This window comes from Lutibacter sp. (genome assembly GCF_041562875.1).
Taxonomy (GTDB): Bacteria; Bacteroidota; Bacteroidia; order Flavobacteriales; family Flavobacteriaceae; genus Lutibacter.
In genome coordinates this window covers 1-10570 of sequence record NZ_JBFFOE010000082.1, presented here as the reverse complement: position 1 = coordinate 10570, position 10570 = coordinate 1, and the positions used below count along the sequence as shown (strand labels likewise).

Below are 10570 nucleotides of genomic sequence, written 5' to 3'. Positions count from 1 at the left end.
GCTTCATTAGCAGTAGCAAAATTTATTCGTGAAAAAATGATAAAGTCCAAAATAAAAGGTAGTTTTATTTTGGGAGGCGTAACTTCATATGTTGTTGATATGTTGAATGAAGGATTGTTTAGTGCAATTTTTGATGTACAATCATTTGATGCAGCAGTTTCTAGCTCGCTTATGGAAAACAGTAATCATATTGAAATACCAGCAGCCTTATATGCAAACCCTTATAATTGCGGTTGTATGACCAATAAATTGGATATTGTTGTTTTAGGAGCCTTGGAAATTGATTTAGATTTTAATGTAAATGTTATAACTGGTTCTGATGGAACTATAAGAGGCGCTTCTGGTGGTCATAGCGATACAGCATCTGGAGCTAACCTTACTATTGTAGTTTGCCCGTCATTTCGTGGTCGTTTACCAATTGTAAGAAAATCAATTAACACCGTAGTAACTCCTGGAGAAACAATTGATGTTTTGGTGACTGAAAGAGGAATATGTGTAAATCCTTTGAAGCCAGAATTGGAAGAAAATTTAAGAAATGCAGGACTTAACGTACGTAAAATACAAGATTTGCAAGAAGAAGTTGAAGCCATTGTAGGTAAAACAAAAGAAGTGGAATACACTGATAAAATTGTAGGTCTTATTGAATATCGTGACGGCACTATTATTGATGTGATTCGTCAGGTAAAAAAATAATGGATAAAAAAAATGAAATTTTAGAGAATGTACTTGATGCCCGAGAAAATAGGGCATCTTTACGTTCTCAATTTGTTGAAAATAATCTTTGTACTTTAAGTTTATCTTTAAATATAGCTGGATATCCTAAAAGTAATTTACTTATTTCCTCATTTTTTACTGAAATTTTAAGTGAACTAAAACCCTTTTTATTAGCTAATAGAATAGTAGTACAAAATAATAAAGAAATTATTTTAACTGATAAAGCGGGTGATTTTTTTATCGTTCCTTTTTCAAATTCTTCACTTGAAATTATTAAAATTAAAGAGTTAACTGAATCTTTTGAATCAACACATTCGTTAGGAAGACTTATTGATATTGATATTTTTAATGAACAAGGTTTACCTATCAGTTCTGGCAAAAAGAAACCTTGTTATTTTTGTGGTGAATATTCAGCCATTTCTTGTATGAGAAATAAACGGCATACGTATAATGAGATAAGAGAAAAAATAAGCAGTGGAATATCAAATTATTTGAGTGTTAAAAATAAAGAGTTAACTATTAATAAATTAACTTCTTATGCTTCAAAAGCAATTCTGTATGAAATTTCATTAAGTCCTAAGCCTGGTTTAGTTAGCTTTCTTGATAGTGGCTCTCATTCTGATATGAATTTTTTTACCTTTTTAAATTCTTCGGCATCATTAACTCCTTTTTTTAGAGAATTCTGTTTATTAGGTTATAATTATTCAGGAAAATATGAAGAAGCTTTAGCTGAAGTTCGGCATATAGGTTTACGAGCTGAAAAAGCCATGTTTGAAGCAACTAATAATATTAATACACATAAAGGAATTATATTTCTATTTGGTGTTTCATTATTTTCTATTGCAAAACTATTGTCAGAAAAAGAGGGTTATAATGACACTGAGTTCAGAGTAATAATCATGAAAATTTGTAATAAATTGGTAGTTAATGAGTTAGTAAACAAAACTAACAAGGCAATAACCAATGGTGAAAAAGTATATGTAAAATACGGAATAATTGGCGCTGGTGTTCGCGGTGAAGTTGAGAAAGGATTTCCTAGTGTATTTCATAAATCTCAAGCATATTTTGAACAATATTTAACTTCTTTTTCATATAATAATCAACATGAAATTCAACAAATATTAAAAACAGGATTGTTGCATATTATGGCAGTAAATAACGACAGTAATATATTGCATAGAAGTAATTTAGAAACGTTAACACACATTCAAACACTTGCTAAAGACGCTATTGATAACAACATTGCATATAGTCAATTAAACGAATATTGCTTAGCAAAAAATATATCACCCGGTGGTTCTGCTGATTTATTATCAGTGGCTCTTTTATTACATTTTGTAAAAAATGAAAAAATATGACTTTTGAAGATACAGATTTTAGACAAGAATTATTAGATTTAGAAAATCCGTTAGACATAAAATTGTTGAATACTTTTTTAACCTCTTTAGGCTTTAATTATATTAAAGAAGAGGTAGATACAACAATGATAATCTATAACCTGAATGATGAAATTATTGGAACCGGATCTTTAAAAGGTAATACATTAAAATACGTAGTAGTTGCTCCTGCTTTTAGAGAAACTACAGCATTCCCATTAATAGTTACTTATTTAGCAGACAAGGCATTAGAAAATAATAAACAATGTTTTGTGTATACTAAACCTGAAACAGCAAAACTTTTTCAAGCATTAGGCTATTCATTAATAGCAACTGCTGAACCTTTATTTTCAGTTTTAGAATTTGGTTACAAAACAATTAAAGATTTTCAACATCATTTAAAACAACATAAAATTGAAACTACGACTAATAATATTGCTGCTATTGTTGTTAATTGCAATCCTTTCACAATTGGGCACCGCTATTTAATTGAAAAAGCTTCAGAAGAAAATGAACTTGTTTATCTTTTTGTTGTAAGTGAAAATTTATCAGTATTTCCATTTGAAATACGTTGGAAATTAATAGAAGAGGGTATATCACACCTTAAAAATGTTAAAATGTTAGCTACTGGGCCTTATATAGTTTCAGGAGCTATTTTTCCAAACTATTTTTTAAAGAAGGAATCTTGGAGTCTTATTTCAGAAAAACAAGCAGAGATAGATGTGAAAATATTTATTGAATATATTGCTCCAGTATTAAATATTAAAAAAAGATATATTGGTTGTGAAGCGTATTGTGAAACCACAGCGGCCTATAATACAGCAATGCATGAAATTTTACCCAAACACAATATTGAAGTTGTTGAATGTGAAAGAATTTCAGCTAACAAAGATTTTTGTGAAAAGGATTATATAAGTGCCTCAAAAATAAGAGAAGCTATTAAACAAGATAAATTAAATGATGTTTTGAGTTCATTACCCGAATGCACTAAAAAATTTTTATTATCTGAAGATTCAGCAGAAATTAGATTAAAGATAATAAACAGTAATGGTAGACATTAATTAATCTTTAATCATGGCAATATGTGGAATATTGTCTTCCAAATATTCTTCCCCAACTTGTTTAAAATGATGAGATTCATAAAAGTTTTTTAAATATTTTTGCGCAGAAATTTTTATGACTGTTTCTTTAAAAAATTCTAGAATAGCTTCTATAGAATAATCAAAAATAATATGTCCGTAACCAAATTTACGTTCATTTTTTGCGACTACTACTCTACCAATACTTGCTTGTGTAAAATAATCACCCGGTTTAAAAATACGTGTATAAGCAACAATTTTATCGTTTTTAGTCCCAATAACATGCAATGCTTTTTGGTCTTTAAAATCAACATCTTGATATACACAATCTTGTTCAACAACAAAAACTTCAGAACGTAATTGTAAAATTTCATACAATTCATTGGTAGTTAATTCTGTAAAAGGTTTAATAAAAACTTGTAGCATTGTTAATCTTGAATTATTAGTTCTTTTACATCATTTCTTTTAAACTCTGGCTGTAAATTACAATGGTGAATTTGAAATTTAGTATTTAAAATTTCTTCAACTTGTTCACAAACCAAATCAAAATCAGACAATTGTATATTTTCTTTAAATTCTATATGTGCTTCAAAATGACAATCGTGATCATTTAATTGCCAAATATGCACATGATGAATATTTTTTATTTCATTTACTTTTAAAACTTCATTTACAACTTCATCAATTTTAATATGTTCAGGAGCAAAAAGCATTAAAATTTTTAATGAAGTGAGCAAAATATCCCAACTCATATAAATTAAATAAATTGAAATTATTAATGTTAAAAGTGCATCAACTAAATATATTTGATAATATTTCATTAATAATCCGCCTATTAAAACAGCCACAGATGTTAACATATCAGTTAATAAATGAAGATAAGCCGATTTCATATTTAGGTTATTTTTTGCATCTTTTTTTAGAAGCAAAACACTAAAACCATTTACTGCAATTCCTAATATTGCTAACCAAATTACTAAATCGCTATTAATTTCTTTTGGAGTATTAAAACGCTTTACCGCTTCAATTCCTAAAATAATTGCAACCACAATTAATGTTGAAGCATTTATAAAAGCTGCAATAATTTCAGCTCTTTTATACCCAAAAGTATATTGTAATGTTTGCTTCTTTCTATTGCTAAGTATATTAGCTAAATAACTAATAATTAATGAAATTACATCCGAAAAATTGTGAACTGCATCAGATATTAATGCTAAACTTCCTGAAATAAAACCTCCAATAAGTTGAGCTACAGTAATAATAATATTTAAAATTATTGATAATAATAAATTTTTACCTGTTATTGCTGGATGACTGTGAGAATGATTATGACTCATTTAGTTAATAATGAAGAATAGATAGTTTAACAACATTTTGTTGGTATTTTTTCAACTCTGGTTTGATGGCGACCACCTTCAAATTTAGTATTTAAGAAAATTTCTACAAAACCTAAAGCTTGCTGTAATGAAACAAAACGAGCAGGAATACTTAAAATATTAGCATTGTTATGTAAACGAGCTAATTCAACTAATTCATTATTCCAACAAAGTGCAGCTCTGATACCTTGATGTTTGTTAGCTGTAATTTGAGCACCATTTCCGCTTCCACAAATAATAATTCCAAATGCAGCTTTACCACTTTCTACTGCATCCGCAACGGGATGAATAGTATCTGGATAATCCATACTATCATTATTATCAGTTCCAAAGTTTAAAATTGTAATACCTTTGTTTTCTAATTGTTTAATAATTTCAAATTTATACGCTGTTCCTGCGTGATCATTACCAATTGCAATTATCATAAAATATGTATTTGTTAATAAGTTAAAGTACAAAAGTACAAATTCAGAGTTATTAACCACTAAAAAACTAATTGTTAATAGTAATTTTTAATAAGTTGATTTACAATTAGTTTACATTTAATTAACATTGTGAATAAGTTTATACTTAAAAAAGAAAACTATTTTTTGTTAAGTAATAATTATTTCATAATACTAAAATCACTTTTTATAAAACAAATTTTTTTATTCTTTTTTTAAAAGAAGTTGTTAACCAATTTAACACCTATTATGAACATTTATAATTTAAAAACTTATTAAAAAAATGGTTAATAGCGTTAATTTTTTAATTGTTTATAACCTAGTTAATTTTATTGATTTTAAAGCTTTTATAAATTAATAAACTGTTTATATCTATTTATAAGTGTAAACTAAAAATTTAAAATTGTTTATTTATTGTAGATATTAACACACTATAATAACAACCATTTTTTTTTAAAATTTTAAATAAAACTTTTTATAATTAATATAGTTGTTAATAACCTTTAAATTTTAATTGAAAGGTTTAAAAGGTTTGAATGAAGTTTAACCGTTTCTATAGTATCTTGAGATGAAAAAGAATTATTTATACTTTTTACAGTAAAATAAATTCCTGCAACAAATATAATTAAGAATAAGAAAATAATTTTATATAACCGTTTCATTGTAAATACGTTCTATGTTATAAAGACGAAACTTTTTAACATTTGTTACAATTTTTTTAAGAAAATTTTAACTTTTCTCATTTAGGAACAATAAAACTAATTGCTTTTGGTAGTATTGATACTGAAAAATCATCAGAACCAACCAATTCTCCATCTGCTTGAATGTATGTTTTTATAGTATCTAGCACTTTAATTTTAAGTTCAGCTGTTTTGTAGGTATTTACTAATTTATGATTGGTAATGTTTCCATTAAATAAACCAGATAAATTTCCTAAAATATTAAATAAATGAATTTTATATATAATAGAAATATCAAATAAACCATCTGTTGGGTCTGAATTTTTAGTAAGTTGCATTCCACCTCCAGAGTATTTGCACAATCCTATTAACAGCATTAATGTTTTTTCTTTAATAATTGTATTATTAAAAGTAATTTCTAAAGTAGCTTTTTTATAACTCGTTAAACTTACTATTGCACCAGTTAAATAGGCTAAAAAACCTAAATTTTTAAATTTATGAACTTTATTAACAACATAACCATCAAAACCTATACCTGCTAAATTATTAAAATAAACAGTTTCATTATTTTTAGCAATGGTAATTTTACCAATATCTTGTTTTATAGTGTTTCCATCCTTAATTATTTGAATAGCTTTTTTATAATCTTTTGAAATATAATAAGTCTTAATCCAATCGTTTCCAGTTCCAATAGCTATAATTCCTATTTTTATTTCTGAAATATTTATAGGATTTAAACTTAAAATTCCATTTACAATACTATGTAAAGTACCATCACCACCAACACAAATAAATTTTGTAAATCCTTGTTTTATAGAAGTTTGAACTATTTTAACAGCATGGTTTTTAAATTCAGTAAAAATAACTTCAACTTCAAATTTTTGAAGTAATAATTCGTTATAAATAAGTGGCCACTTTTTTTTTGAAGCACTATTTCCCGCAACCGGATTTACAATTACCAACCATTTTTTTTGCATAAAGTATCTTTAAAATCGGCACAAAATACAAATTGTAGTTTATATAACCATTTATTAATGACTTCAATTATAAATATTTGTATTTTTGAATGAAATTAAATAATAATGAATGTCAGGTAAAAGAAACATATACAAAAAGAAAGGAAATGTAGTTAAAGAATTAACTCAAAAAATAATAAAACTATTAAACCAATTTCCAAACGATAGTTTTAATTATAAGCAAATTTCTTCAAAATTAGGATTGATAGATGCAAATGGAAGAAATCAGGTTATTCAAAAATTAGAAGAGCTAAAAGGACAACAAAAAGTTGAAGAAACAGATCGTGGAAAGTTTAAAATTCTTCCATTAGATAAATATTATATTGGAACTATTGATGCTACAGCAAATGGAAATGGTTATTTTATTTGTGAAGATTTAGAACATGATATTTACATTCCATCCCGAAATTTAAATAAAGCTTTAGATAAAGATACTGTTAAAATTTACTTATACAATCGCAGAAATAGCAAAAAACAAGAAGGTGATGTTGTTGAAGTTATAAAGCGCTTTAAAACTGAATTTGTTGGTGTTTTACAATTAAATAGAAATTTTGGATTTGTAGTTCCTGATGACTCAAAAATGTATGCTGATATTTTTATTCCAGAAAGAAAATTAAAAGGTGCTGAAGACGGTGTAAAAGTATTAGTTAAAATTACTGATTGGCCAGATAATTCTAAAAATCCGTTTGGGGAAATATTAGAAATTTTAGGAATGCCAGGTGATCACGATACAGAAATACATTCTATATTGTTAGAATATGGTTTACCTTATAAATTTCCAGAAAATGTTGAAGCAGCAGCAGATTTAATTCCGTTAGAAATTACGGAAGCTGAAATTGCGAAACGAAGAGATATGCGTAATGATTTAACCTTTACCATTGATCCAAAAGATGCAAAAGATTTTGATGATGCTTTATCTTTTGAAGTATTAGAAAATGGAAATTATGAAATTGGAATTCATATTGCTGATGTTTCTCATTATGTACAAGAAAATACTATTTTAGAAGAGGAAGCTTATAACAGAGCAACATCGGTTTATTTGGTGGATAGAGTAGTGCCAATGCTTCCTGAAATATTATCTAACGGTGCTTGTTCTCTGCGACCAAATGAAGAAAAATTAACTTTTTCAGCTGTTTTTGAAATGAATGAAAAAGGACAAATTTTAAATGAATGGTTTGGTAGAACAATTACGTATTCAGATAAAAGATTTGCGTATGAAGAAGCTCAAGAAATAATTGAAACGAAGGCAAATACAGTTTCTTCTGAAATATCAATTACAGGCGAATCATATACGGTTCAACCAGAAATAGTTTCCGCTATTTTAAAAATGGATGAACTTGCTAAAAAACTTCGTAAGAAAAGATTACAGCAAGGTGCCATAACTTTTGATAGAGTTGAAGTTAAATTTAATTTAGATAAAGATTATGAACCGATAGGTGTATTTTTTAAGGAATCTAAAGATGCAAATAAATTAATTGAAGAATTTATGCTGTTGGCAAACAGAAAAGTGGCTGAATTTATTGGCAAAAGTAAAGGTGTGCCAAGTAAAAATACCTTTATTTACCGTGTGCATGATGAACCAAATTTAGATAAATTAGAAGCACTTCAGGTACTTGTCAGTAAATTTGGTTACAAAAATAAAATTGATACAAAAGACAAAAAAACAACTTCAACTTCATTAAATAAATTATTAGAAGATGTTCATGGAAAAGGAGAAGCTAATTTAATTGAAACGTTAGCAATTCGCTCTATGAGCAAGGCTGAATACACAACACATAATATTGGTCATTATGGCTTAGCATTTGATTATTACAGTCATTTTACTTCACCAATTAGAAGATATCCTGATGTAATGACACATAGATTATTGCAACATTATTTAGATGGAGGTAAATCGCCAAAAGCTGAACCTTATGAAGTAAAATGTAAACATTCATCAGAAATGGAATATTTAGCTTCAAAAGCTGAACGAGATTCTATTAAATATATGCAGGTGAAATATATGGATAAACATAAAGATCAGGAGTTTGAAGGTGTAATTTCTGGTGTTACAGAATGGGGAATTTATGTAGAGATTCTTGAAAATAAATGTGAGGGTATGTGTAGAATTCGTGAAATTAAAGATGATTATTACATTTACGATGAAAAGAATTATGCTTTGGTTGGGCAATCAACTAAAAATATGTATCAGCTAGGTGATCATGTATTAATAAAAGTAAAACATACTGACTTAGAACGTAAGCATTTAGATTTTACTTTATTAGATAAGATTAATAAAGAATTAACTTAAAAAGGCACAATTATTGTTTATTTTGATAGTTATACATAAAAATAGATTTATAAAATGAAAAAACTAGCATTATTACTTACGTTAACTTGTTCAATACTTTTTGCACAAGAACCAATTACTAAAAATTTAGGAGATTTTAATACTATAAAAGTATATAATGGTTTAACGGTTAAATTACAAAAATCAAGTACTTCACAAATTGAAATTTCAGGGGAAAAATCAGAAGATGTTTCTATTAAAAACTCTAATGGAATATTAAAAATACGTTTAAAATTTCCAGAAGGTTTTACTGCTGAAGATGTAAAAATTACAGTTTTTTATAACAGTAATATTGATGTTTTAGATGCAAATGAAGGTGGAAATATTATTTCTAATGAAACTATTAATCAGCAGCATTTAGAAGTAAAAGTTCAGGAAGGAGCTCGTATTGAATTACCAATTGAAACAAAGTATTTAGTTGTAAAGGCTGTTTCAGGTGGTATTATAACTTTAACAGGAGTTACTCAAAATCAAACTATTGAAGCTACAACGGGTGCTATTTATAACGCATTTGATTTACAAAGTAGACAAACAGAAGTAACTGCAGCATCTGGTGCAACAGTAGAAGTTAAAACAAGTGAAGTGTTAGATGCTAAAGTTCGTTTTGGAGGAACCATATACTATAAAGGAACACCAGAAGTTTTAAAAACTAAAAAAATAATTGGAGGAACTATAAAAGATAAAAATTAATTTTAGTTTTAATTTTATTACTACCTTTGTAACTCTAAATTTTTAAAAAGATGAATACATTATATATTTTCTTAGGTATGGTTGGCCCTTGGCAATGGATTATTATTGGTTTGGCAATTTTATTATTATTTGGCGGAAAGAAACTGCCAGAATTAATGAAAGGTCTTGGTAGTGGTATTAAAGAATTTAAAAAAGCTACACATGATGATAATGAAAAGGCTGATGAAAATAAAAAGGTTGAAGATAAAAAATAGTTTTAAAACTAAATTATATAAAAAAAACCTGTACAATTTGTACAGGTTTTTTTTATGTTTTATAAATTTATTTTTTAGATTTTTTAGGAGCATCTTCGTAAGAAGATTCATTTATTTTATTTGCCGCTAACAAACTGGTAACCATATCATTTAACATACCACTCGCTGCAGTCGGATTATTTGGTAACAAAATTAAATTCGATTTTGTATCAGCCCCAATACTTTGTAAAGTATCATAATGTTGTGTAATAATAATTAGCGCAGAAGCTTCTTGACTATTAATACCAGCTCTGTTTAACACAACCACACTTTCTTCTAAACCACGTGCAATTTCTCTTCGTTGATCTGCAATACCTTTACCTTGTAAACGTTTGCTTTCAGCTTCAGCTTTTGCTCTTTCAACAATTAAAATACGTTGTGCATCCCCTTCGTGTTGTGCTGCAATTTTTTCACGATCAGCTGCATTAATACGGTTCATAGCTATTTTCACCTTTTCGTCAGGATCAATATCCGTAACTAAAGCTTTTATAATATCATATCCGTAATCAAGCATTGCTTCTTTTAAATCGCGTTGTATAGCCAATGCAATTTCCTCTTTCTTTTCAAATACATC

The 10570-nt window shown here is 27.3% G+C and carries 11 protein-coding genes; 6 read left to right on the top strand and 5 right to left on the bottom strand.

Going from position 1 to position 10570, the window contains the following annotated elements:
* From ABY863_RS10565 to citC, 3 genes are all read left to right on the top strand, one after another.
* Positions 1 to 693: citrate lyase subunit alpha (locus ABY863_RS10565; protein WP_372794598.1), on the top strand; the 693-nt coding region annotated here is incomplete at its 5' end.
* A complete protein-coding gene (locus ABY863_RS10560; RefSeq protein WP_372794596.1) occupies positions 693 to 2072 on the top strand; it encodes a triphosphoribosyl-dephospho-CoA synthase in 1380 nt (459 codons plus the stop codon). The genes ABY863_RS10565 and ABY863_RS10560, both read left to right, overlap by 1 nt.
* Positions 2069 to 3151: a [citrate (pro-3S)-lyase] ligase gene (gene citC, locus ABY863_RS10555; protein ID WP_372794594.1), complete on the top strand. Its 1083-nt coding sequence runs from the start codon at positions 2069 to 2071 to the stop codon at positions 3149 to 3151. Before ABY863_RS10560 ends, citC begins: the two co-directional genes overlap by 4 nt.
* Here citC and ABY863_RS10550 read toward each other — a convergent pair whose 3' ends face one another.
* The 4 genes from ABY863_RS10550 to ABY863_RS10535 all read right to left on the bottom strand — a co-directional run bounded on the left by ABY863_RS10550 (position 3152) and on the right by ABY863_RS10535 (position 6645).
* Complete coding sequence (locus tag ABY863_RS10550; protein WP_372794592.1) at positions 3152 to 3595, bottom strand: GNAT family N-acetyltransferase; 444 nt, start codon at positions 3593 to 3595, stop codon at positions 3152 to 3154.
* Positions 3596 to 3597: 2 nt separating this feature from the next.
* Entirely contained in the window at positions 3598 to 4506 is a 909-nt protein-coding gene (locus ABY863_RS10545; protein ID WP_372794590.1) for a cation diffusion facilitator family transporter, read from the bottom strand.
* Positions 4507 to 4532: 26 nt separating this feature from the next.
* Complete coding sequence (rpiB, locus tag ABY863_RS10540; protein WP_372794588.1) at positions 4533 to 4970, bottom strand: ribose 5-phosphate isomerase B; 438 nt, start codon at positions 4968 to 4970, stop codon at positions 4533 to 4535.
* Positions 4971 to 5727: 757 nt separating this feature from the next.
* Complete coding sequence (locus tag ABY863_RS10535) at positions 5728 to 6645, bottom strand: diacylglycerol kinase family protein (protein ID WP_372794586.1); 918 nt, start codon at positions 6643 to 6645, stop codon at positions 5728 to 5730.
* 109 nt (positions 6646 to 6754) lie between these two features.
* Between ABY863_RS10535 and rnr the strand changes: the two genes are divergently transcribed.
* Genes rnr through ABY863_RS10520 form a run of 3 tightly spaced genes read left to right on the top strand, consistent with a single transcriptional unit; the run spans position 6755 to position 9957 of the window.
* The gene (rnr, locus tag ABY863_RS10530; protein WP_372794584.1) at positions 6755 to 8974 is read left to right on the top strand and encodes a ribonuclease R; all 2220 of its coding nucleotides are present in this window, start codon (positions 6755 to 6757) and stop codon (positions 8972 to 8974) included.
* A 54-nt stretch (positions 8975 to 9028) separates the two neighbouring features.
* Positions 9029 to 9703, top strand: a complete 675-nt coding sequence (locus tag ABY863_RS10525) for a head GIN domain-containing protein (RefSeq protein ID WP_372794582.1) — start codon at positions 9029 to 9031, stop codon at positions 9701 to 9703.
* Between the two features lie 50 nt (positions 9704 to 9753).
* Positions 9754 to 9957 carry a twin-arginine translocase TatA/TatE family subunit gene (locus ABY863_RS10520; protein ID WP_372794580.1) on the top strand — a complete coding sequence of 68 codons (204 nt, stop codon included), beginning with the start codon at positions 9754 to 9756 and terminating at the stop codon, positions 9955 to 9957.
* A 67-nt stretch (positions 9958 to 10024) separates the two neighbouring features.
* Here the strand turns inward: ABY863_RS10520 and ABY863_RS10515 are convergent.
* Positions 10025 to 10570 (bottom strand): SPFH domain-containing protein (locus tag ABY863_RS10515; RefSeq protein ID WP_372794578.1); only part of this gene is annotated, 546 nt, incomplete at its 5' end.

Bases quoted from the DNA above. Each gene is read 5' to 3' on its own strand.
- rnr (WP_372794584.1), top strand. From the start codon at position 6,755: ATGTCAGGTAAAAGAAACATATACAAAAAGAAAGGAAATGTAGTTAAA.
- ABY863_RS10535 (WP_372794586.1), bottom strand. From the start codon at position 6,645: ATGCAAAAAAAATGGTTGGTAATTGTAAATCCGGTTGCGGGAAATAGT.
- ABY863_RS10560 (WP_372794596.1), top strand. From the start codon at position 693: ATGGATAAAAAAAATGAAATTTTAGAGAATGTACTTGATGCCCGAGAA.
- citC (WP_372794594.1), top strand. From the start codon at position 2,069: ATGACTTTTGAAGATACAGATTTTAGACAAGAATTATTAGATTTAGAA.
- ABY863_RS10520 (WP_372794580.1), top strand. From the start codon at position 9,754: ATGAATACATTATATATTTTCTTAGGTATGGTTGGCCCTTGGCAATGG.
- ABY863_RS10550 (WP_372794592.1), bottom strand. From the start codon at position 3,595: ATGCTACAAGTTTTTATTAAACCTTTTACAGAATTAACTACCAATGAA.
- ABY863_RS10545 (WP_372794590.1), bottom strand. From the start codon at position 4,506: ATGAGTCATAATCATTCTCACAGTCATCCAGCAATAACAGGTAAAAAT.
- ABY863_RS10525 (WP_372794582.1), top strand. From the start codon at position 9,029: ATGAAAAAACTAGCATTATTACTTACGTTAACTTGTTCAATACTTTTT.
- rpiB (WP_372794588.1), bottom strand. From the start codon at position 4,970: ATGATAATTGCAATTGGTAATGATCACGCAGGAACAGCGTATAAATTT.